The organism is Arthrobacter cryoconiti (assembly GCF_020905375.1).
GTDB classification, from domain to species: domain Bacteria; phylum Actinomycetota; class Actinomycetes; order Actinomycetales; family Micrococcaceae; genus Specibacter; species Specibacter cryoconiti.
In genome coordinates this window covers 20,661-42,507 of record NZ_JAJJBU010000009.1, presented here as the reverse complement: position 1 = coordinate 42,507, position 21,847 = coordinate 20,661, and the positions used below count along the sequence as shown (strand labels likewise).

The window sequence follows — 21,847 nt, the reverse complement described above, 5'->3', positions numbered from 1 at the left end:
TTGCCATGCGGCTGACTTCACGCGTGCCGCGCAAGACGTCAACTTTTTATCCATCGAGCTTCACGCCTCCCGCCTGAGCCGGCCAGCATACTGGCCTACCAGCGCGTTGTTGTGTTCGTCGCCGCCTGGAATATTTGAGGAAATATAAATGGGCGGCTTCTTCCCCGCACGGATTAGGTGTTGAACAGTCTCTAGGGTCAATAACTGCGCGATGTACGCCCCAGTTATGGATGACACTGCCCCAACACCCCCTCCGCCGGAAACTTCTAGGGTCGTATCCCCATAGGGAGCCCTGTTATCGATAACAATGTCGGCGATATCACTCAAACGCATTCCACTGGGATGTTTGGGATCAACGGCATTGCTATGTTCCACACTCGTCACAGCAATCACTTTGTGCCCGTGCGCCTTGGCCACCAGAGCCAGACCAACAACTGATCCGTTGACACCGGAATGGGAAGCAATGACGAAGATGTCCCGTGGGTCCACGGGAGAAAGAGCGAAGAGTTCCTCGGCCACGCTACTTTCCCGTTCCAGGATCGAGCCCTCCAAGGTGTCAAGCGAGGCGGCCGCCCGGGTGCCGTGCAACACCAAGTCCCGCAAAGCGATCTTGCTGGTGGGGATTAGCCCGCCAGCCCGGCCAGCGATTTCCATCGCAAAGGCCTCCGAGTGGCCGGTACCAAATGTCTGGATGACACCGCCAGCCCCCAACGCATCAGCCAAGGCACCGGATGCCTCTTCTAACCCGCCATCCAGGGCCCACTGGGTCAGCAAATCCAGACGAGTGGAAACTTCCAGACTGAACGCGCGTATGGTCTCAGACATGTGATTGGCCCGTTCCCGCGTTGCGCCCACCACGGTGGTTTGCCAGTTCCAGACGCGCTGCGCGAGTGGGCCGCCGGTGGGGCGAGACCGCAATCGCGGAGGCGGCCAGCTTTGAGGTGGTCTGGGAAAAATTAACCTGAGCGACTAACAGATAGATCATGTCAAGAACCAATAGTTGAACGTGTTTGGCGGACAGATCGTCAGGCTGAAGAAACTGTTCATGGACGGAAGTTATGATCGCAGCGTCGGCACTCTCTGCAAGTGGTGAGCCAGGATTGTTGCTCAGCGCCACGGTCAAGGCACCCGCCTCCCCAGCCTCTCGCAGCATTTGAATGGTCTCCTCGGTACGCCCTGTATTGGAAATACCGATGGCGACGGAGTTCGCGTCCTGGATTGCCGCACTCGTCAGGCCCGCATGGACCTCAGACCAATGATGGGCGTTGATGCCGATGCGGTACAGGCGCGATTGAAGTTCCTTGGCCATGACAGCGCTGCCACCAATGCCGTAGATATCTACGTGCGTTGACATGGCGATCCGGCGTGCAATCTTGTCCATGAGCGCCAAGTCCATGACTGCTGCTGTCTCCTCTAAGGAGCGGGTGTGAGCGTTCACTAGAGTGCTCAGAACATCCCGAGCGGAGTCGTCTGGGCCAAATGCTCGGCCAATATCTACCTTCCAAGACTCGCGGGCGTCACTTCGGCCAGCGTCGGAAGCAACACTCACACGGAACGGGACGTATCCGGCGTAGCCCAGTAGTCGGCAGAACCGGGTAACAGTGGCAGGGGAGGTCTTAGTTTGCCCGGCGAGTTCCAAAATGGAAAGTTCCAAAGGGGCGTGCGGATGTTCCAGCAAGAACGCCCCAATTTTTGCCATGGCCGCCGGCATGTCAGGTAGTTTGGCCTGAATGCGGTTCACGACACCGGCAGCGTTCAGCACTGCAACGGGGGACGTGAATTGCGACATGTGAAAATCCGTTTCTTATTGACGAGTACTAATTGAAAACTATTATCACTGCTCATGTAAGTCAAGTCACACCTACGACACAGATTGGTAACGATGCGCAATTACCTCGCAATTGATGCTGGTGGAACGTCCACTCGGGCGGTGTTTTTTTCCGCCGATGGACAGTGTCATGGCTATGGCGTTTCAGGAGGAGGAAACCCGGTTTCTCGGGGAATTGAGGGGGCTTCAGGCGCACTCATCCAAGCCTCCTTGGCTGCCCTGGGTGGCACCGATAAATCCTTCGCTTCGGCCACGGTGTGCATGGCTGGTGCATCCCTTGAAATACCGACGCATTTGTTCCACCAACGCTTCGCACCCCTGGGGTTGGTCGGATCACTCATGATCGAATCTGATTTATTGGGTGCGTTTTATTCCGGAACACGTCATGATGAGGGATACGCGTTGATAGCCGGGACCGGTGCCGTGGCTGCCCGGGTCTCGAGCGCAAAATTAGCAGCGGTGGCAGATGGAACTGGGTGGCTACTCGGGGACAATGGTTCAGGATTCTGGCTTGGCCGGGAAGTCTTGCGGGCAGTTTCCGCGGCCTTGGACGGGCGGGGATCATTTACCGTGCTCACCGATATGGTGCTGGCTGACTTGGACATCCAGTGGGATGGCGGCTCACGCCGTCAGGGTCGGGTCAGAGCACAGCAGCAACTCATCGTCAAAGCGTACGCCCTTGACCCTATCGAGCTATCCCGTTTTGCGCCCTTGGCGTTTGCGGCCGGAAACGATGAGACCGCTCGTGACATTCTGGACCGGGCAGCGGCCCTACTGGCACAAACTCTGGGTGCCGTCATGGAGCCTGAGCTATCAGGGCCCATGGTCTTCGGCGGAAGCGTCTTGACCAAAGGTCATGCGATGACAGCCGCCGTGGTGGCTGCCTTGCAACAAGAGACCCGGGCAACCGTCATGGAGCCGGTCACGGTAGGTGATGGGGTTGCCGGAGCTGCGGTGCTGGCTTTGAAACGCGCTGGTGAAGTTGTGGATGCAGAGGTCTTCGCAGCGATTTCCGCCAGTTTGGCGACACTGCGGGGCTGAGCCGGGCCGCTCAGCTTTGGTCTGGGTGACTTTCCTCGCCTGGTTCGCCTTCATTGTCCGCTTTGGCGCGGTCCGCTTCGTCGCTCGCCTGCGCAGCCTTTTGACGAGCCGCTCGCTCAGCGTTCTCTCTACTCTGGCGTGCGGCGTCAAGGCGATCCGACGACTTTCGGTTCACACCTGAGCCCTCGCTGAGATAATCAGGGTTCTCCTTGTGGCCCATGACCAGCAAGGAGGAAATTAGAAGTGAAGCAATAAACGCGATCCCAAAGGCGATCCCGCCCAGGTCCCAACGAAGGCCGTGTATGGTGCCTCCGGCGGAGGATACGAGGGTCACCAGCCCCGCCACGGCCCCCATGGCAAAGGAGAAGCTGAGGGGGAACCTTATGGAGTTGCCCGACGAGGATTTGTGCGGCTCTGCATTGCCCACGGTTTGGTCCTTAGATCGATTGTTCCCGGCTCCTGGCGCCGCGATGTGCGTGCATCTTCCCACGCTATCGTTCTACGCGAAGTAGAACATTGTCCAGTTTACGTGTCTTTCCGCGTTCGGGCATCATGGCGCAAAGTGAGCGAGGACAGGAGCCACAACGCCCCCACCATCAGAGCCCCCCCACCACTAACACCCAGCAGTGCATGGGGCCCCGCATTGACGAAGAAGGGAAGGAGCAGACCGGTGCCCACTCCGAGGATCCCGGAGATCAGCCAATCGCTGCGCAAGGCGGATTTCTTGGCCGTGACGTTCCGATTATGCAACGCCGCAAAGAGCTCAGCGGCACCCAACGCCACCAGGGCGGCGCCTCCCAGCCAGGCAGCGAGCGCGGTGTTGATCGCCACGAAAATTACGACGCCTGATACGGCCATCAGCGCTGCAGCCGCCAAGAGCACTAGCCGACGCACATCCTGTTGGGGCAACGCCAAACGGCGGACGAACCAATACTGCCCGGCAGCAATGACCAGGAAGTACCAGCCAAAGTGCAGGCACAACCCCAAGACGTCCGGAGCACCCCAAAATACAGTAACGATGCCAAAAAGCAGCGTGACCATGGAGCGGAAAAGTACTGGCTGCCACAGGCGAAACGACGACGTTCCGTTCACGGCGGCATTGATATTTGAGGGCATTACGGTTTCACTCACCCTTCAAGTCTAGCCGGGGTGGCCTCCCCTTCTTCCCGGGCAAGAACCCCGAGGCGCATCCAACGATCCGTCCGCGCCCGCAGGCCAAGGCTCACCGCCCGGGCTGCCATGTAGCCCAAACTGAAGGCGGCCCATAACCAACCGAGGGCCCCCGGGGTGTCGCCCAGAGCGGCCGTGTTGATCCACCACAGCAGTGGCAAGTACACCACCAGGTTGGCTAGTCCCACGAGCGCCAAATAGCGGGCGTCGCCGGCTCCAATCAGCACGCCGTCCAGTACGAATACGTAACCGGCCAACGGCTGCCCCACGGCCATAAGCAGCAGGGCCATAGACAGCGCATGGTGCACGCCGACGTCGTTCGTGAACAACCATCCCACGCCCGCAGAGGAAGCCCACAGAATTAGACCGGTGAGAACACCGAATCCCAGCCCCCAACGGGTCATAGTGGTGGTCAAAGACCGCACCGAACGCACATTCCCGGCTCCCAGTTCCTTGCCGATGAGAGCCTGGGCGGCAATGGCAAGGGCATCCAGAGCAAAGGCTAAGAACGTGAACAACGTCATGGCCAATTGGTGCGCAGCTAAGTTGATGGGGCCCTGCGCCGTCACGACCAACACGGTGGCAAGTATTGACACGCGCAATGACAACGTCCGCACCATGAGCCAGCCACCCACTTGGGAGACCGTACGCACACCGGCCCAATCTGGACGCAGCCCCACACCAGCGGCGCGGGCAGCACGGATCACAATCGCCAGGTAGATAGCTGCCATGCCCCATTGCGCCAGTACAGTTCCCAGCGCTGATCCTGCAACGGAGAGATGCAAGCCGTAGACCAGGATGAAGTTCAGGACGATATTTACGGCGAACCCAATCCCGGCCACCAGCAGCGGCGTCCGGGTGTCTTGAAGGCCACGCAGCACACCCATGGCAGCCAAGACCAGTAGCATGGCGGGGACGCCTGCCATGCTCACCACAAGGTAATCGTGTGCAAATTCCAGAACCTGCCCGCTGGCACCCATGACTGATAGCAGCGGGCCTCCACCGAGCCACCCGGCGCCAGCGAGTGCTAGTCCAAGCCCTGCGGCAAGCCAGATTCCATCTCGCCCCACAGCGAGTGCCTGCGCACGTCTACCGGCGCCCAGCAGGCGCGCAACAGCAGGTGTGGTGGAGTATGCCAAGAACACCATGAGCCCTACAACAGTTTGAAGAACAGTTGAGGCCAGGCCAACTCCGGCCAGCTCGGCCACACCCAAGTGCCCCACAATGGCCGAGTCCGCCAGCAAAAACAATGGCTCCGCGATCAGTGCACCAAGAGCGGGGACCGCCAGATGCAGGATCACTCGCGAGGTGGATTGGCCGGATTGCGGTTCGGACGCCGCCGGCGCTTGTGTGGGCATTCCCCTAGCGTATCGGCGCGGCACCAATCCTGGCATTCGGGCTGCTCTCTAGGCGGCGACGGCGTGCCGTACTGGCGGGGTGGCGTGAACTTTCACACGCCGTCGCCAGTATGGCACGCCCTCGACGCGAAAACAGGGCTAGTAGCCGCTCCCACCGCCGTCGTTGGCCATGTTCGCGAACCGCGAGTAGTGGCCCTGGAAGCCCACCACAATGGTCTTGGTGGGCCCGTTGCGGTGCTTGGCGACAATGACGTCGGCCTCGCCGGCACGTGCCGACTCTTTGTCGTAGATATCCTCGCGGTGCAAAAGGATGACCATGTCAGCGTCCTGCTCGATCGAGCCGGATTCTCGCAGATCTGAGACCATGGGCCGCTTATCCGTGCGCTGCTCTGAGCCACGGTTCAACTGTGAGAGCGCCACAACGGGGACTTGAAGTTCCTTGGCCAGCAGCTTCAGCGCACGGGAGAATTCGGAGACTTCCTGCTGGCGCGACTCAACCCGTTTGCCGGAAGACATCAGCTGAAGGTAGTCCAAGATCACGAGCTTGAGGTCATGTTGTTGTTTTAGACGCCGGCACTTTGCCCGAATTTCCATCAGCGACATATTAGGAGAGTCGTCAATGAACAGCGGGGCGTCATTCATCTTGCCCATGGTGGTGGCGATTTTGGACCACTGATCGTCCTTGACGGTGCCCTTGCGAAGGTCTTGGAGGCTGATGGTTGCTTCTGCCGCGAGGAGACGCATCGCCAACTCGTTGCGGCCCATCTCCAAGGAGAAGACCACCGTCGCCATGTTGTGAGTGATGGCAGCTGAGCGAGCCCAATCAAGGGCAAAAGTTGACTTACCAACAGCTGGTCGGGCCGCGATGACGATCATCTGCCCCGGGTGAAGGCCGTTGGTTAGTTCGTCCAATTCGTAGAAGCCCGTGGGCACGCCGGTCATGCCCTCGCCCTTGTGACCGGAGGCCTCGATTTCATCGACCGTGGATTCCATGACGTCCTTGAGGATCACGTAGTCCTCAGTGGCGCGTCGTTCAGCGACAGCAAAGATCTCTGCCTGGGCGGCATTGACGACGTCCTCAACCTCGCCGTCCTGCGCGTAGCCCATCTGCACGATCTTGGTTCCGGCCGTGACCAACCTTCGCAGCACTGCGCGCTCGGCTACGATTTCGGCATAGAAGCCGGCATTGGCTGCTGTCGGCACGGACTGGATGAGCTGGTGAAGGTAAGCTGCGCCACCGGCCTTGGCAATCTCACCACGTTTCGTGAGCTCGTCAGCTACCGTCACTGCATCCGCCGGTTCACCACGGCCGTAGAGGTCAATGATGGATTCGTAAATGCTCTCATGGGACGGCCGGTAGAAATCGTTGCCGCGTAAAACCTCTACGACGTCGGCAATTGCGTCCTTGGAGAGCATCATGCCGCCAAGGACGCTTTGCTCAGCGACTAGATCCTGTGGAGGAGTCCGGGCAAAGTCCGACTCCCGGGACGTCTTGGTGGAGTCCATTGCTGGCGCTGACATGTGTGGTTCCCGCTTTCTTCCCTGCTGACCAAATTAAACGCTTAAGCAGCTGTTTTCTGCGCATTTGCCAGATTCCAGTGCTGTGGCCCCTAACAGCAATTATGGCTGTTAGCAGAGGGGATTCAGTGCAACCGTAGACGCTCTTTGGAGAACTTCCAACCCCGCTAAACACGACACCTGTGGATAACTTGTGCATTAACCGGCTCAGCTTGTGCACAGGATGGGGATAAGAGTGTGGACAAGTATTTTTCGAAGTCAATAAATACGCTCTGAACTGCACGAACGTTCAAAATGTCCTGTGGATGAAAGGAATTTCGAAAGAAATTTTCTTAGCAAAAGAGCCTGTTGACAGGCCCGAGTATGGGGTATATGCCCAAGATATCCACAGAAATATACGTATCTGTGAATAATCGCTCACTTACCCGTCGTGGCGAGCATGCCGCAAAACGAATATTTGTTCCGGGTGGCTAAAAGCACGCCCCGGAGCGGCGCAACGGCGGCCAAACGGCGGCGCAACGGCGTTAAAGCAAAAGAGTCCGGACCCGCAAGGGATCCGGACTCTTTTGATGAAGCTGCAGGCAGTTTACTTGCTTGCTACAACATTCAAGGTGATAACAGCTGAGACATCTTCGTAGAGACGAACAGTTGCCTTGTACGTGCCAACCGACTTGATGTGGGTGGGCAGTTCAACCTTGCGCTTGTCAATGTTTCCCAGACCTGCAGCGGCAACAGCCTTTGCAACGTCGTCGGTCTTGACAGTGCCGAACAGGCGTCCGGCCTCGCCGGCCTTGACGGTCAGTGTGACCGGCTTGGCAGAGAGTTCGTGCGCCTGAGCCTGAGCAGCTTCAACCGAAGCGTGCTCGTGCGCGGCACGGGCAGCTTTGATGGAATCAGACTGCTTCTGGACGCCCTTGGACCAGGCCATGGCGAAGCCGCGCGGGAGAAGGTAGTTACGTGCGTAACCGTTCTTCACCTCGACGACGTCACCTGCGGTACCAAGACCGGGTACTTCATGGGTCAAAATGAGCTTTGCCATATTTTATTTATCTCCCTTAACCGCGGCCAGCGCCGGAGTAGGGCAGCAATGCAACTTCGCGGGCATTCTTGATTGCCTGGGCGATTTTGCGCTGCTCCTGGACGGTAACACCCGTGACGCGACGCGCACGGATCTTTCCGCGATCAGAGATGAACTTGCGCAGCAATGCTACGTCCTTGTAGTCGATGACGGTGACGTCAGCAGCCTTCAAGGGATTGGACTTTGGTTTGGGCTTACGGAGTTCAGCCTTAGCCATCGTGGAGCTCCTTAATATTCGTGGAGCCCGTGGATATTAATCCGCGGGATGGTTTGCGTGCGGCGGTTGCCACACTGTTTTTGATGCAGAAGGTTTGTTTAGAACGGGGGCTCGGAGTTATCCGGACCCGCACCCCAACCGGAGGAACCGCCACCGGGCGTGGCCCAGGGATCGGCCGCCGGAGCAGCTTGTTGACCGCCATTGCCGCCGAAGTTGCCTCCGCCGGAATTGCCGCCACCGTATCCGCCTTGGCCTCCGCCAGCGTTGCCGCCGCCGAAGTTGCCATTGCTGTTGCTGTTGCCACCACCAAAGTTGCCCCCACCCTGACCGCCGGAGCGTTGGGTGCGGTTGACTTTGGCATTGGCGTAGCGCAGCGAGGGGCCGATCTCGTCGACCTCAAGCTCCATGACGGTGCGCTTTTCGCCTTCTTTGGTGTCGTAGGTCCGCGACTTCAGCCGGCCGGAAACGATGACGCGGGTGCCCTTTGTCAGGGACTCGGCAACGTTCTCGGCCGCTTCACGCCAGATCGACGCGCGGAGGAACAGCGTTTCGCCGTCCTTCCACTCGTTGGACTGGCGGTCCAAGGTCCGCGGAGTCGACGCAATGGTGAAGTTCGCTACTGCTGAACCGCTCGGTGTAAACCGTAGTTCTGGGTCGCTGGTGAGATTACCAATGACCGTAATAGTGGTTTCGCCTGCCATCTGCTCCTGCTTCCTGCTTGAGTGATTTCCTACAAAGAAAAACTAAAAAGAAATAACCGAAATTACTCGGCTACAACTTTCTGCTCTTCCGGACGGGTGATCTTGGTGCGCAAGATGGACTCATTGAGACTCAGCAGGCGGTCAAGTTCTTGAGAGGTAGCAGGAGCTGCGGTGAAGTTCACCACGGCGTAGATACCTTCAGACTTCTTCTGGATTTCGTAAGCCAAGCGACGACGGCCCCAGATGTCAACCTTTTCGATGGTTCCACCATCGGTGGTAATGACATTTAGGAACTTCTGAAGCAACGGCTCAACGGTACGCTCATCAACATCGGGGTCGATGATTACCATCAGTTCGTAAGGACGCATATGTGAACCCACCTCCTTTGGTCTAGGCGGCTACGGTCTTTCCGTAACAGGAGGTTCATTTGCGGTGTCTGCGGACCCATAGGCCACACCATGGAGGTGGGCTCGGTGCCAGCGCAGACTTATCTAGCTTACAGGATGCACGACGCCGAACAATCACCTCCGCGAGTAAGCCTCACCACAGCGCCCACCCACCCAAACGCCCAACGCGCATAGAGTGGCTTTGGTGTAACCCGTCACGTCCAGAGGAGCCCGGTATGTCCGAAGCGCCGAACCCCAGCAAGTGCGCCAGCGAGAACCCCAACGGTTTCAGTGACGCCAACGTGCAAGAAGCCCTAACGCGTGCGGAGGGTATTCTGGCTCTGGCGGGCGGTGCCCCCGATGATCGAGCGCGGCGTTTAGCGCGGCGAGTTCTGCGCGGCACCTCCACGCCCAAATCGGCAGTGGGCCGCTATCTTGACGCCACTCTGGCGCAGGAACGGTAGCAACAGTGGCTGACAGATACACGTACCCGAACTCGCCGGTGCTGCGCAACAAGCTCAACGTTGTTGACCAGAGCAGCCTTGACCGACTAGAACACGGTCTCGTAGAGCTAGCGCTGGCAGATCTTTTGCGCAAGCCTGAGGCTCCCACATTCCGCCTTGAGCACCTCAAAGCGATTCACCGCCGACTTTTTTCTGAACTCTATGAATGGGCCGGAACTTTGCGTGAAACTGACAAGGCTGCCCGCGGAAGCAGCCGGATGCACGTCCGCCCCGAGTTCCTTGAATCCGCTGCTGATGATGTCTTTGCGGCGCTGGAAGCTGAGAACTTCCTGACTGGCCTGGATCAGGCGAGCTTCGCCCCGGCTTTGGCCCGTCATTGGGGTGCATTAGCCGCCTTGGATCCGTTCCGTCACGGGAACATTTGCAGCCAAGCTGTACTGCTGGACCAGATGGCAACCCAGGCCGGCTGGAACGTCAACTGGAAAGCGTTGGATCCTGACTGGATCAAGGAAGCACGCATGGCCGCAGCCGCGGGGGATCCCGGATTACTCGCCAAGCTGATCTCCCCCGCACTGACGTCTTTTCCGGCGTAGGAGATGCACTGCCCGGTTGGGCTAGAACGGGCAGCATTCGTGGCATGATCGCTTCATGGAAAGCACTTCGAGTCCGCGCGCCAGACATCGCCAGCTGCGGCTGCTCGGCATGGTCGTCTTTGGCGTCGCGGCTGGCGCAATCACAGGAGTTTTTGGCGCCTGGGTCTACGCCCCAGCCGCCGCATGGACCGTGGCCGCGCTGATGTACAACCTCTGGGTGTGGCTGACCATCGCGCCCATGGACCATGTGCGTACCGCCGCCCATGCGCAGGAGGAGGATCCCGGACGCAATACTTCAGATCTGCTGATCTTGCTGGCCGCGCTGGGCTCGCTGGCCGCCGTCGTACTGGTCATGGTGGGTAGCAAGGACGTAACAGGCAGCGGCCGATTCCTGCTAGCCCTGCTGGCCCTGACGTGTACGGCGATGTCGTGGCTGCTGGTGCACACCTTGTTTACCCTGCGCTATGCGGAGATTTACTATGCTGGCCAGCCGGGCGGTATCAGCTTCAACCAAGATGAGCCTCCGCAGTACACGGACATCGCGTACATGGCTTTCAGCGTCGGCATGACCTATCAGGTCTCGGATACCAACATCACCACACGGGCCATGCGCTCCGCCGCACTCCGGCATAGTCTGCTGGCATTCGTATTCGGCACAGGCATCCTGGCCACCACCATCAACTTGGTGGTGAGCCTGGCCGCCTAGGAGCCTCCCCTATACGGCAGTGCTGAAGAACGTCTCCGTAATACGCGAGAGATGGAAAGGATCATCCACGCCGCACAGTTCCCGGGCCGAATGCATTGACAGCAATGGTGTACCAACATCCACTGTGCGGATTCCCAATCGCGTCGCCGTCAACGGGCCAATCGTGGAGCCACACGGGAGCCCGTTGTTGGAAACAAATTCCTGATAAGGGGCCCCGGTCCGTTGGCACAGGTTCGCCCAGATAGCGGCGCCCATGGCGTCGGTGGCATAGCGCTGATTCGCGTTGATCTTCAGCAGTGGCCCGCCGTTGAGGACAGGCACATTAGCCGGGTCATGACGTTCGGAATAGTTGGGGTGGACGGCGTGGCCGGCGTCTGCCGACACACAGAAGGAGTTGGCAAACGCACGCAACCGCTCGCTCGCACTGGCTCCCAGACCATCGCAAACGCGGGTCAGAATGTCCTCAAGGAATGGTCCGCAAGCCCCGGAACGTGAGCCTGATCCGATCTCCTCATGATCAAAGGCGGCCAGGACGGGAATGACGGAACCATCACCGGCGTCGGCCGCGTTGATCAGGGCCGTCACCCCTGCGTGGACGGACGTGAGATTATCCATGCGTCCGGAGGCGAAGAACTCATTGTTGGCACCGAAGACCTGGCCTGGCTGGGTATCCGCCACCACGATGTCGTAGCCGCCAATAGTTGAGGCATTCACGCCAGCCCGCGCGGCAATGAGTCCTAGCAGGTCCTCTTTGCCAGGGTGCCCCTGTCCCCAAATCGGGTTCATATGCGTCTGTTTATCCAGTTTCAAGCCGTCATTGACGCCACGGTCCAGGTGGATCGCCAGCTGAGGGAAACGCAGCAGCGGACCTGTGGCCACCAACGTTTGGGTGCCATCGAGGTCCACCAAACGGCCAGCGAATTGTAATTCGCGATCCAGCCAAGAGTTCAGTAGCGGGCCGCCGTAGACCTCCACCCCGGCCTGCAACCAGCCAAACCTCCCCGTGGTGGGCTTGGGCTTAAGTTTGAAGGACGGTGAATCGGTGTGCGAACCCATGATGTTAAACCCCGTGGTGGCCACGGCGTCTTCCGGGGCAACCCAAGCGATCACCGCACCGTCACGGATCACAAAGTTTTTTCCACGAGCGGGCCAAGGCTCAGCCTCATCCAACTGCGTGAATCCCGCAGTCTCTAGCCTGCGGCCTACCTCATGGGCGGCATGAAAGCTCGACGGCGAGGCCTCAATGAAGTCTCGAAGGTCCAAGATGTGCTGTACAGAAGTCATGATTGAATTCAATCACGTCCGCTAAGCGTCCCCGGCTCACGAACGCTGCACTGGCTCAATAGTCTGGGTTACTCGGGGTTACCATGCCCGTTTCGTAGGCATAGACCACCACCTGAACCCTGTCGCGCAGATGCAGTTTCGTCAAAATCCGGCGTACATGTGTTTTGACCGTTGCTTCCGAAAGAAAGAGTTGGTGCGCAATTTCGGCATTGGAAAGGCCTTGAGCAATGGCGAGCGCCACCTCGCGCTCGCGCGGGGTCAGGCCATCCAGGAGCGGGTCTTGGGGCAGCGGCACGCGGGCCGGCTGCGAGCGCACAAAGTCTTCGAGCAGCCGCTGAGTCACCCTCGGTGCCACAACAGCGTCTCCACTGGCAACAAGACGCACAGCATTTATCAACTCTGCCGGTGCCACATCCTTCAAAAGGAACGCCGAGGCGCCAGCCTTAAGCCCGGCAAACGCATATTCGTCCAGGTCAAAGGTGGTCAAGATGATTACCCGGGCGTCAGAGCGAGAATCCGTGATTTTAAGGGTGGCGGCGATACCATCCATGAACGGCATGCGCACATCCATGAGCACCACGTCAGGGTCAAATTTTTCCACGGCAGCCAGAGCCTCGATACCGTTGGATGCTTCCGCGACCACGCAGAGATCGTCCTCGCCTTCGAGGATGAGCCGAAACCCCATGCGCAGCAGGGGTTGATCATCCACCAGCAGGACCTTCACTGCTTCTTGATTCATTCGACTCTCCATGGACGTGGGGAACTCCATTGGCAATCATTTCTCCTGGGTTGCTTCACAGTATTGGGGCACCGAAATTCTTTGCCGCAAAAGCTCACGGACGGCCCTCCCGTGGGCGCAATGTCACGTCCACTGCCCAGCCCCCGGCAATGGCTTTGCCAGCGTGCACAGTTCCAGCGTAAATCCTGGCGCGTTCGCGCATGCCCACAATGCCCTGGCCTGTGCCCAGCGGGGCATCAACGGATCCATGCCCGTCGTCGGCAACCGTCACGCGCAGTACATCCTGTGCGGGATCATTCTCAATGCGTACCCGGACCCACGAGACGTCGGTTCCATAACGTAATACGTTGGTAAGAGACTCCTGCACTATCCGGTAGACCGTCAATTGCAGGGCAGGGTCAGCCGGTAGCGATGGACCTGCAAAGGTCAAGTTCAGCGGCATCCCGGCCTGCCTGAACCCCTCAATCAGTGCACCCAGATCGGCACTCGCTGGCTGAGGGGTGCGTTCTCTATCCGAATCGTCCTCACGCAACACTCCCAGAACCCGGCGCATGTCGGACAGGGCTGTTCGTCCCGTTTGCGATAACTGGCTCAGGACTCCTGCAGCCTGTTCAGGGTTGCGGCTAACGACCACGGCGGCCCCGTCGGAGAGCGCCACCATGACAGTGAGAGAGTGCGCCACAATATCGTGCATCTCTCGAGCGATCCGGTTCCGTTCGGCAACTGAGGCCAGTTGAGCGTTGCGGACTGCCCACTGTCGCAGTTCTTCCTCATGCGCCCGGCCAAGGCGCACCGACGTTCCGGCACCCGCGGCAATGATGTTGAACAGCAGCATCACAATAACTGTGATGACGTTACTCTCCGTTGCACCAACACCGTTATCGCCCAAAAATTCCTTGGGGATTTGGTAGAAGAAGAGGGTATAAACAGCCAGCGGAGCCGACACCGCCGCTGCCATGGAGAAACTGAACACGCGAGAGTAGTTCAACGCCACAACATACAGTGCAAACCACAGACCTACGCCCAGATTGGCAGTGTTATGCACCAAGATCACATTGACGATCTCTAGGGCAAGGAGCAAAGCCAGCACCACAAGAGGCTTGTCCCTGCGGAATATCAGCACCACACAAGAAACCAAAACCAGCGCAATGTTCACGGCCGCGTTGGTGATGAAAGCGGAGCTTTGGAAAGTAGCGGCGCTCATGAGCAGGTACACCAGGATCACCACCAGGTCCATGACCCGGGGGTGATCGTAGAGGTACTTGCGAACTACGCCGCGCCGGCTGGCCGAAAATTCATCGGCCCGCCGCGCGGCGGAGGGTGTTTCGGCGGGAGCTGCGGCCGTTCGTTCCGCGGCCCCCGCCTGGTTATAGGTGCGCATAAGTCTTAAGTCTAGGAGCCCGGTTGATCCATGGGCTCCCGGACTGTCCTAGACGTCGCGCGTCTTCAGCGAGATAACCGCCGGTACCATCAGCGCCACGATCCAACCAAGGAAGATGAATCCCCCTGCCAGCGGGGTGATGAAGGCATCTTTGTCGCCGATCTCCAGCATTCGGCCACCGGCCACGCTGGGCGTGTACTGGCTCACGTACTTCCAGAAGTCACCTGGGACCAAGCCAAGGAGTTGCGTAGCGATTTCCAGCAGGAAGAACAGGGCAACCAGCACAATGATGCCACCAGCTGAACTGCGCAGCAGCGTACCCAGTGAAAGGCCAGCGAGCGCTACACCTGCCACGTAGACCCCGGCCATGAAGATGCTGTACAAAACACCGTCCATGCCCAGACTTAAGTCAATCCCATAGGCGTGCATGATCGGCATGGAGATCAAGAACGTGACGAATGCTGCCGCCAGGGTCACCACGTAGGAGACCACTACCAGAACCACTGCTTTGGCAAAGAACGCCGGAAGACGCTTGGGCACGGCAGTCATGGTGGAGCGGATCATGCCAGTACCGAACTCAGAGGAAATCAGTAAGACTGACAGCGCGCCAAGTATCAGGACACCCAGCTGAAGTCCAGCGATCGGGGCGCCATAAATATTCAGCGCCGTCCCGTTCGCTGCCTCCACAGCTTGGGCGACTGTCAGTTTGGAAGCGCCTCCAACTGATCCAGGTCCGGTAGGACCGGAAGCACCAAACTCCACCATCTGCTGGACAACAGTGCTGCGCAGCCAGGCGGCCAACACGCCAACGCCTACTACGGCCAAGAAGGTGAAGCCCAGCAGCAACTGGGTGGAACGCAGGGAACGGAACTTGATCCATTCGCTGCGCAGAACGCCTGCAAAGGATAGCCCTGTCCCACCGGAGGCGGATGGTGCGTTAATCGTCGTCGTGCTCATGGTCAGCGTCCTTTCAGTGCAGCGACCGGCGCGGCGGCGGCGTTGTTGAATTCTTGCGAGTGGTACTCCACGGCATCCTTGGTGAGATCGAAATATGCCTCCTCCAAAGTGGTGGTCAGCGGCGTGAGTTCGTATACCAGCACGCTGTTCTCCAAGGCAATCCTGGCAATCTGATGCGTATTGACGCCCGAGACCTCCAAGGTCTCGTTTTCGCTGCTGCCCACCAGCACACCTTCACCGCTCAAGAGCTGGCTCAAACGAGTGACATCGGGGGTTCTGACCCGCACCTTCGCCTGCTGCGTTCCGGCGAGGATTTGCGCAATCGGGGCGTCGGCGATGATTTGTCCACGCCCGATCACTATCAGGTGGTCAGCGGTTTGGGCCATTTCACTCATGAGGTGTGAGGACAAGAAGACCGTCTTACCCAGACCTGCTAGATGTTTGGCGAGGTTACGCACCCACAACACGCCCTCGGGGTCCAAGCCATTAACCGGCTCATCCAAGATCAGTGTCTGCGGGTCCCCTAAGAGCGCTGAGGCAATACCCAGGCGCTGCCCCATGCCCAGTGAGAATCCGCCAGCCCTTTTCTTGGCGACGGAAGTCAACCCGGTCATTTCAATGACCTCGTTGACGCGCTTGGTGGGAATATTGTGCGTTGCGGCCATGGCAAGAAGGTGGTTGTAGGCGCTGCGCGAAGTGTGCACGGCCTTGGCGTCGAGCAGGGCACCCACCTGGTGGAGCGGGTCATGGTGGTCAACGTAACGCTTGCCATTGACGGTCACGGTCCCGCTGGTGGGCTTATCTAGCCCCACGATCATCCGCATCGTGGTGGACTTCCCGGCACCGTTGGGGCCCAAGAAGCCGGTCACCATGCCAGGCTTTACGGTGAAGGTGACACCGCCAACCGCTGTCTTCGCGCCATAATGTTTGGCGAGGTTTACTGCCTCAATCATGCGTGTGTCCCCTTCGGGCGTTTGATGGATAAGAAACTGTGGGGTGATCCCCGCTTGTTTCTAACCGTACTCAACGCCAGCGTCCATTTCGTCTGTCTCAGGGATGAATCAGGGTCACTTCAGGGTCGTCCCTTTGGATGACTCAAGAATGGACAAATGCCTTCTTCCCAGTGGCATTGTTCTTAGCCTTACTCATCCGTCACCGAAGCTGCCCTGGTGCCAACAGCCATCACGCTAGGGAGATTGTGGATGTGGATCAGCGGGCATCTTCCAATGCTGACCGTGGGAGCGGCTTGGCAGCCGGCACAGTCAAGATGGAAGCGATGATTGCCACGGCGATCGCCAACAATGCCCACCGGATGCTGACGTGGTCACCAAGAAACCCCAAAAGTGGTGGACCGGCCAGGAAAGCCAGATAACCAATGGTGGATACCACTGACACGCGGGAAGCGGCGCGGGCGGGGTCGTCGGCGGCTGCCGACATTCCCAACGGGAAGCCCATGGCCGCCCCGGCACCCCAGAGCACGGCACCCAGTGCGGCCAGCCAAATATTTGGGGCCAGCACAAACACCACTAGTCCCGCCAGTGCCGCACCCAAACTGGCGTAGAGCACAATCACACGTCCGTACGCGTCAACGAACGCTCCGCCAAAGAACCTACACAAGGTCATGGACGCCACGAAAACGGCGAACATCACCGCGCCACCGGATTCGGTGGCTCCCATGCCGTCAACTGTGGCCTTGGCAATCCAATCGTTGGCTGCCCCTTCTGTGAGCGCTGCGCCAAGAACCACGAGTCCCACCATGAGGGTCCGGCCCTCAGTCCATGCGCTTCGGGGCGTGGAGCGCACGGGAACAGCCGTCGTGGGATCCAGAGACTTCACATCCCCTTGAGCTGCTGCTGGCAAAAAGTACCGGGGCACCACCACCATAGCCACGCAAACCAAGACCACAATGGCCACTAAATGCTCCGACATACTCACGTGCATAGCTGAGAGCCCGGCACCAAGCACTGCCCCGACAAAAGCGCCGCCGCTGAAGCCAGCGTGAAAACGAGGCATGATGGTCCGGCCCAAATGACGTTCCACCGAGGCACCTTCAACGTTTTGGGCCACGTCCCACAACCCAATACCTACGCCAAAGAAGAATAGCCCTGCGCCCGTCAACGGTACTGCCCCCAAGGACAAGCCAGCGGCAACAATCAGTCCGCCAAAAGCGCTGATAAAGCCTCCCAGCCTGATCGTGGACGCTATGCCTACGCGTGCCACCACCGAACCTGCCATGGGCAGCGCAATGACAGAGCCCGCGGCGATAGTCAGCAAAAGCAATCCCATCTCTCCCGCCGTCAGCTCCAATACCCTTGTGACGGCGGGGATCCGGGCAGCCCAGCTGGCAAAGACGAAACCATTGAGGGCAAAAATGACAAAGGTGGCACTAGTCGCGCGGCGGACCGCCTGCTGATTCATGATGGGATGGTCTTCCTGACACTGTGAAAACGGTAATCCCACTCTAGTCGGGGACAGCTCCGATCACTTTGGCTCTGAGAGAGGCGCTCTTATCGAACCCGTTCCACGCGCTTCTCGCCCCAGACGGGCTCCTTCGACTCATAGACCTTGCCATCAGCGCCGAACACCAAAAAACGGTCGAAGGAGCGGGCGAACCAGCGGTCGTGGGTCACGGCAAGAACCGTGCCCTCAAACGCATCGATGGCCTTTTCCAGCGCTTCTGCGGAGTGCAGATCGAGGTTGTCGGTAGGCTCATCCAGCAGCAGCAGCGTGGCTCCGGAAAGCTCCAGTAGCAGGATCTGGAATCTGGCTTGCTGTCCGCCGGAGAGCGAGTCATACTTCTGCTCCGAACTGGCGGCCAGTCCATAGCGGTCCAAGGCGCCAGCGGCAGCTTCCCGGCCCAAACCCGAACGGTGCTCGTCGCCGCGATGCAAAATATCGAGCAGACTGCGCTGCAAAAGATCGTCCCTTGCATGTGTCTGGGCAAAGAACCCGGGCCGAATCCGGGCGCCAAGCTTCACGGAACCGGAGTGGGGAACGTGCGCGATCTCGACATCGGAGACCGGTTCATGTTCCTTATCCGGATCGGAGCCTCCCGCGGCCAGTAACCGCAGGAAATGACTTTTACCGGAACCGTTGGAACCCAACACTCCCACGCGGTCGCCAAACCAGATCTCGGCATTGAACGGCTTCATCAGCCCGGTGAGTTCAAGCTTGGTTGCCACGATCGCCCGCTTGGCAGTGCGCCCGCCCTTCAAACGCATCTTCACGTTTTGTTCAACAGGCAGGGCCTCCGGCGGGCCAGCTTCAAGGAACTTCGCCAATCGGGTCTGAGCTGCTTGGTAGCGATTGGCCATGTCGGAACGGAACGCGGCCTTGTTCTTGTACATATTCACCAGCTCTTTGAGCTTGATGTGTTCCTCATCCCAGCGTTTACGCAATTCCTCAAAACGGGCATTACGGTCAGCCCGGGCACTCACATAGGACTCAAACCCTCCGCCATGCGTCCAGCTCGAAGCACCATTGATACCCGGTTCCAGTGTCACAATCCTGTCTGCGGCGTTGGCAAGCAGCTCACGATCGTGACTGACGAACAGCACTGACTTCTCCGACTCCGCCATCTTGGCTTCAAGCCAGCGCTTACCGGGGACGTCTAGGTAGTTATCCGGTTCGTCCAACAGCAAGACCTCATCGGGGCCAGAGAAGAGGGCTTCAAGCACCAGCCGTTTTTGCTCGCCTCCGCTTAGAGAGGATGCCCTGCGGTACTGAGCGCTATAAAAGTCCAGGCCCATGGCTGCCATGGTGACCTCATCCCAGGTGGTCTCCATCTCATAACCCCCCACGTCCCCCCAGTCAGCGATCGCCTGGGCGTACGCCATCTGAGACGGTTCGTCATCGTGAACCAACATCGCCTCTTCAGCTGTGTCAACAGCTTTTCCAGCCTTGGCAATAGTCGCTGACGCCACAGAGAGAAGCAGGTCCCGGACGGTACTTTCGTCCCGGACTTGGCCCACAAATTGGCGCATGACCCCCATGGTTCCCGATCGCGAGACCACGCCTTCGTCCGCTTTGACGTCTTGGCAGATAATGCGCAGCAGCGTGGTCTTGCCCGTGCCGTTCGGGCCGATCAGAGCCGTCTTGGTGCCATCGGAGACACGGAAGTTCACCCCGTTGAGCAGCTGGCGGCCGTCGGAGAGAAAATAGTCAATGTTTGCAACGTCAATGTGTCCCACCGTCTAATCTTCCCATCTCCGGCTCAGCATCGTTCAACGGTGCTTTTTGCTTTTCCTGGATCGGTGATGTCTTCCGGTTTTAGAACCCAGCGGATCTAACCGCCAGCGCGGATGATCCGCCGTTGCACGGCCACGGAGATGGCGGCTGTGCGGTTATCCACACCGAGTTTGTCGTAAATGTGGACCAAATGTGTTTTGACGGTGGCTTCGGAAATAAATAGTTCTTTAGCCATGGCCTTGTTGCTCATACCAGTGGCCAGTAATTCCAACAATTCCACCTCGCGAGCCGAAAGTGCGGGAACGGGGTTACGAATACGTCCCATCAGACGGGCAGCCACTTCCGGAGCCAGCGCCGTTTGTCCCGCTGCGGCAGACTGCACCGCGGCGCGGATCTGTTCCGGCGGGGCATCCTTGAGCATGTATCCACTGGCACCAGCCTCCACCGCCGCCAAAATGTCAGCATCGGTGTCATAAGTAGTCAGGATCAGCACGGGAGGGCCTTTGGGAAGAGCCTTGATGGCACGCGTGGCGCTGACACCGTCCATGCCGGCTCCCATTTGCAGATCCATAAGCACTACGTCAAGGGGTTCTCCCAGAGTCTGCAACCGCTCGATCGCCTCCAGCGCGGCCCCGCCTTCTGGCGCCTCAGCCACCACAGTGAAACCCTCAAAACCTGTGAGCATAGCCCGCAGCCCGGCCCGCACCACGGGATGATCATCCACCAACAATATCCGTATCTCACTCATGCGCTCTCCTGGCGTCCCAACGTTGAATTCGACCATACTTTCTGCGCTCTTTCCCACATTATTGCCCGTGAATATCCGCGGTTTCCATGGCCCTGCGTCACTGTCCAAGCGGCAACCGCACAGCCACCACTGTTCCTTCGCCGGGAGCGGACTCAATTTCCAGTCTCCCGTTTTGAGCGTCAACTCGTTGCCGCAGAGACGTCAGCCCGAAGCCGCTTCCATCCGCTCGTCCGGGACTACTACGCAATTTCGCCACCGACGCCGGGACAAAACCAAGGCCGTCGTCGTACACGTCAAGATTCACCTCAGTCTCGAGATAGGCCAAAGAGACCACTGCGGTGCTGGCCTGGGCGTGCCGCCATACATTCGCCAAGCTGGCCTGGGCCGCGCGCAAGAGCGTCACTTGATAGGGCTGGGGCAAATCTACGGGGTCCCCGTCCACCCGGAAATTGCAAGCGAGTTTCAGCCCACGCGCAGCGGCTTCTTGCTGTGTCTTCTCGCATAACCGTGCCAGGGACTCTGCCAGAGACGCGCCTTCAAGTGCGGGTGAGGAGAGCCCCCGGACAAAGTTCCGGGCCTCGGACAGGTTCTCTGAAGCCGTCGCGACAACCATGCTGATGCTCTCCCGCGCGGAATCGAGATCTCCGCTGTCAAGAGACTTCCCAGCCGCCCTGGCGACCAAAATGATGGAGGAAAATCCTTGAGCCAAAGTGTCGTGGATTTCCCGGGCAAGCCTGGCCCGTTCCGCCAGCACCCCGGACTCATGCTGAGTGGCGGACAGCGCCGCACGCGTGCGGCGCAACTCATCAGCTACCCGACGCTGATTCTGTCCATCCGCATAAAGCATTCGGTAGGCCTTTGACGTGACAATGGCGAAGCCTGCTCCAAATACAGGGCCTAGGACTACGGGCGCCGGCAGCGTTGGCACCCCAGACGCCAGCCACTGAGCCACGATGACCCCAATCGTCATCGCCACCACGGCCGCGATACCCGCCCAGCGTGGCAGCAAATGTAGGTGCAGAAAGAAAAGTGGGAACGCCAGCCAGGAAAAATCCGCTGATCCCACCATCAGCGAAGCCCAGACGGCCGTGACGATCCCAAGCCACAAGTAGGTATAGCGCCGCGGGTTCTGCTTGGAGACCCCGGCGGAGAAACGATTTTCCGCCACGGTACCCAATAAATACACGGTGGCCAGCACCACGGATAAGCCAACAAAAAAATAGCGCTGTGGGCCATCATGAGGGGTGCTCAGAAGGCGCACGACGGCCACAGCGAGCAACCCCGCAAAGCCAACATGCAAGGTGACTCGCAGAAATTTCAGGATCGCTTCACTGGAGACGGTCGGTGCATCCACGGCAGACATGCCACCAGCTTAGGCGCTGGTGCGGTCACCCGGATCAACCATTTGGATGAGTCAAGGACCAACCTTCGGGCCCCGGGGATTCATCCAACCCGGCGATGGATGCGGGAGCCGTAAACGGCAGAGTTGA

Annotated in this window: 23 protein-coding genes; 4 read left to right on the top strand and 19 right to left on the bottom strand. The window is 59.1% G+C overall.

Annotation, left to right across the window (positions count from 1 at the left end):
• Nucleotides 1–60: 60 nt before the first annotated feature.
• Both LOH53_RS05795 and LOH53_RS05790 read right to left on the bottom strand, forming a co-directional pair.
• Nucleotides 61–825 carry a sugar isomerase domain-containing protein gene (locus LOH53_RS05795; protein WP_230066785.1) on the bottom strand — a complete coding sequence of 255 codons (765 nt, stop codon included), beginning with the start codon at nucleotides 823–825 and terminating at the stop codon, nucleotides 61–63.
• Nucleotides 818–1,789: a MurR/RpiR family transcriptional regulator gene (locus tag LOH53_RS05790; protein WP_230066784.1), complete on the bottom strand. Its 972-nt coding sequence runs from the start codon at nucleotides 1,787–1,789 to the stop codon at nucleotides 818–820. Before LOH53_RS05790 ends, LOH53_RS05795 begins: the two co-directional genes overlap by 8 nt.
• A 93-nt stretch (nucleotides 1,790–1,882) precedes the next feature.
• On the opposite strand from LOH53_RS05790, the gene LOH53_RS05785 reads away from it, so the two are divergent.
• Nucleotides 1,883–2,869, top strand: a complete 987-nt coding sequence (locus LOH53_RS05785) for an N-acetylglucosamine kinase (RefSeq protein ID WP_230066783.1) — start codon at nucleotides 1,883–1,885, stop codon at nucleotides 2,867–2,869.
• 10 nt (nucleotides 2,870–2,879) lie between these two features.
• Here the strand turns inward: LOH53_RS05785 and LOH53_RS05780 are convergent, their stop codons facing one another.
• From LOH53_RS05780 to rpsF, 8 genes are all read right to left on the bottom strand, one after another.
• The gene (locus LOH53_RS05780) at nucleotides 2,880–3,296 is read right to left on the bottom strand and encodes a hypothetical protein (RefSeq protein ID WP_230066782.1); all 417 of its coding nucleotides are present in this window, start codon (nucleotides 3,294–3,296) and stop codon (nucleotides 2,880–2,882) included.
• Nucleotides 3,297–3,394: 98 nt separating this feature from the next.
• A complete protein-coding gene (locus LOH53_RS05775) occupies nucleotides 3,395–4,000 on the bottom strand; it encodes a hypothetical protein (protein WP_230066781.1) in 606 nt (201 codons plus the stop codon).
• Complete coding sequence (locus tag LOH53_RS05770) at nucleotides 3,997–5,397, bottom strand: MATE family efflux transporter (RefSeq protein WP_230066780.1); 1,401 nt, start codon at nucleotides 5,395–5,397, stop codon at nucleotides 3,997–3,999. Before LOH53_RS05770 ends, LOH53_RS05775 begins: the two co-directional genes overlap by 4 nt.
• Before the next feature lie 138 nt (nucleotides 5,398–5,535).
• Nucleotides 5,536–6,918 carry a replicative DNA helicase gene (gene dnaB, locus LOH53_RS05765; RefSeq protein ID WP_230066779.1) on the bottom strand — a complete coding sequence of 461 codons (1,383 nt, stop codon included), beginning with the start codon at nucleotides 6,916–6,918 and terminating at the stop codon, nucleotides 5,536–5,538.
• A gap of 583 nt (nucleotides 6,919–7,501) precedes the next feature.
• Entirely contained in the window at nucleotides 7,502–7,954 is a 453-nt protein-coding gene (gene rplI / locus LOH53_RS05760; protein WP_230066778.1) for a 50S ribosomal protein L9, read from the bottom strand.
• Between the two features lie 16 nt (nucleotides 7,955–7,970).
• Nucleotides 7,971–8,210: a 30S ribosomal protein S18 gene (gene rpsR, locus LOH53_RS05755; protein ID WP_005273147.1), complete on the bottom strand. Its 240-nt coding sequence runs from the start codon at nucleotides 8,208–8,210 to the stop codon at nucleotides 7,971–7,973.
• A 98-nt stretch (nucleotides 8,211–8,308) separates the two neighbouring features.
• Nucleotides 8,309–8,911 (bottom strand): single-stranded DNA-binding protein, encoded by a 603-nt coding sequence (locus tag LOH53_RS05750; protein ID WP_230066777.1) that lies wholly within the window; start codon nucleotides 8,909–8,911, stop codon nucleotides 8,309–8,311.
• Nucleotides 8,912–8,973: 62 nt separating this feature from the next.
• Nucleotides 8,974–9,279, bottom strand: a complete 306-nt coding sequence (rpsF, locus tag LOH53_RS05745; RefSeq protein ID WP_230066776.1) for a 30S ribosomal protein S6 — start codon at nucleotides 9,277–9,279, stop codon at nucleotides 8,974–8,976.
• A 254-nt stretch (nucleotides 9,280–9,533) separates the two neighbouring features.
• Here rpsF and LOH53_RS05740 point away from each other — a divergent pair, with 254 nt between their 5' ends.
• Genes LOH53_RS05740 through LOH53_RS05730 form a run of 3 tightly spaced genes read left to right on the top strand, consistent with a single transcriptional unit; the run spans nucleotide 9,534 to nucleotide 11,060 of the window.
• The gene (locus LOH53_RS05740; protein ID WP_230066775.1) at nucleotides 9,534–9,761 is read left to right on the top strand and encodes a hypothetical protein; all 228 of its coding nucleotides are present in this window, start codon (nucleotides 9,534–9,536) and stop codon (nucleotides 9,759–9,761) included.
• A 5-nt stretch (nucleotides 9,762–9,766) separates the two neighbouring features.
• A complete protein-coding gene (locus LOH53_RS05735; protein WP_230066774.1) occupies nucleotides 9,767–10,354 on the top strand; it encodes a Fic/DOC family protein in 588 nt (195 codons plus the stop codon).
• A gap of 55 nt (nucleotides 10,355–10,409) precedes the next feature.
• Nucleotides 10,410–11,060, top strand: a complete 651-nt coding sequence (locus tag LOH53_RS05730) for a DUF1345 domain-containing protein (RefSeq protein WP_230066773.1) — start codon at nucleotides 10,410–10,412, stop codon at nucleotides 11,058–11,060.
• A 9-nt stretch (nucleotides 11,061–11,069) separates the two neighbouring features.
• On the opposite strand, the gene LOH53_RS05725 is transcribed toward LOH53_RS05730, so the two are convergent.
• From LOH53_RS05725 to LOH53_RS05685, 9 genes are all read right to left on the bottom strand, one after another.
• The gene (locus LOH53_RS05725) at nucleotides 11,070–12,344 is read right to left on the bottom strand and encodes a M18 family aminopeptidase (protein WP_230066772.1); all 1,275 of its coding nucleotides are present in this window, start codon (nucleotides 12,342–12,344) and stop codon (nucleotides 11,070–11,072) included.
• Nucleotides 12,345–12,399: 55 nt separating this feature from the next.
• Nucleotides 12,400–13,083 carry a response regulator gene (locus tag LOH53_RS05720; RefSeq protein WP_230066771.1) on the bottom strand — a complete coding sequence of 228 codons (684 nt, stop codon included), beginning with the start codon at nucleotides 13,081–13,083 and terminating at the stop codon, nucleotides 12,400–12,402.
• Nucleotides 13,084–13,177: 94 nt separating this feature from the next.
• On the bottom strand, nucleotides 13,178–14,464 hold the full coding sequence (locus LOH53_RS05715) for a sensor histidine kinase (protein ID WP_230066770.1): 1,287 nt from the start codon (nucleotides 14,462–14,464) through the stop codon (nucleotides 13,178–13,180).
• A 48-nt stretch (nucleotides 14,465–14,512) separates the two neighbouring features.
• On the bottom strand, nucleotides 14,513–15,421 hold the full coding sequence (locus LOH53_RS05710) for an ABC transporter permease (RefSeq protein ID WP_230066769.1): 909 nt from the start codon (nucleotides 15,419–15,421) through the stop codon (nucleotides 14,513–14,515).
• A 2-nt stretch (nucleotides 15,422–15,423) separates the two neighbouring features.
• Nucleotides 15,424–16,374: an ABC transporter ATP-binding protein gene (locus LOH53_RS05705; RefSeq protein WP_230066768.1), complete on the bottom strand. Its 951-nt coding sequence runs from the start codon at nucleotides 16,372–16,374 to the stop codon at nucleotides 15,424–15,426.
• 256 nt (nucleotides 16,375–16,630) lie between these two features.
• Nucleotides 16,631–17,839, bottom strand: a complete 1,209-nt coding sequence (locus LOH53_RS05700; RefSeq protein WP_230066767.1) for an MFS transporter — start codon at nucleotides 17,837–17,839, stop codon at nucleotides 16,631–16,633.
• Between the two features lie 89 nt (nucleotides 17,840–17,928).
• Nucleotides 17,929–19,611: an ABC-F family ATP-binding cassette domain-containing protein gene (locus tag LOH53_RS05695; RefSeq protein ID WP_230066766.1), complete on the bottom strand. Its 1,683-nt coding sequence runs from the start codon at nucleotides 19,609–19,611 to the stop codon at nucleotides 17,929–17,931.
• A 95-nt stretch (nucleotides 19,612–19,706) separates the two neighbouring features.
• Nucleotides 19,707–20,357, bottom strand: coding sequence for a response regulator (locus LOH53_RS05690; protein WP_230066765.1), 651 nt, complete (start codon nucleotides 20,355–20,357; stop codon nucleotides 19,707–19,709).
• A 97-nt stretch (nucleotides 20,358–20,454) separates the two neighbouring features.
• The gene (locus LOH53_RS05685) at nucleotides 20,455–21,720 is read right to left on the bottom strand and encodes a sensor histidine kinase (protein ID WP_230066764.1); all 1,266 of its coding nucleotides are present in this window, start codon (nucleotides 21,718–21,720) and stop codon (nucleotides 20,455–20,457) included.
• Nucleotides 21,721–21,847 lie beyond the last annotated feature (127 nt).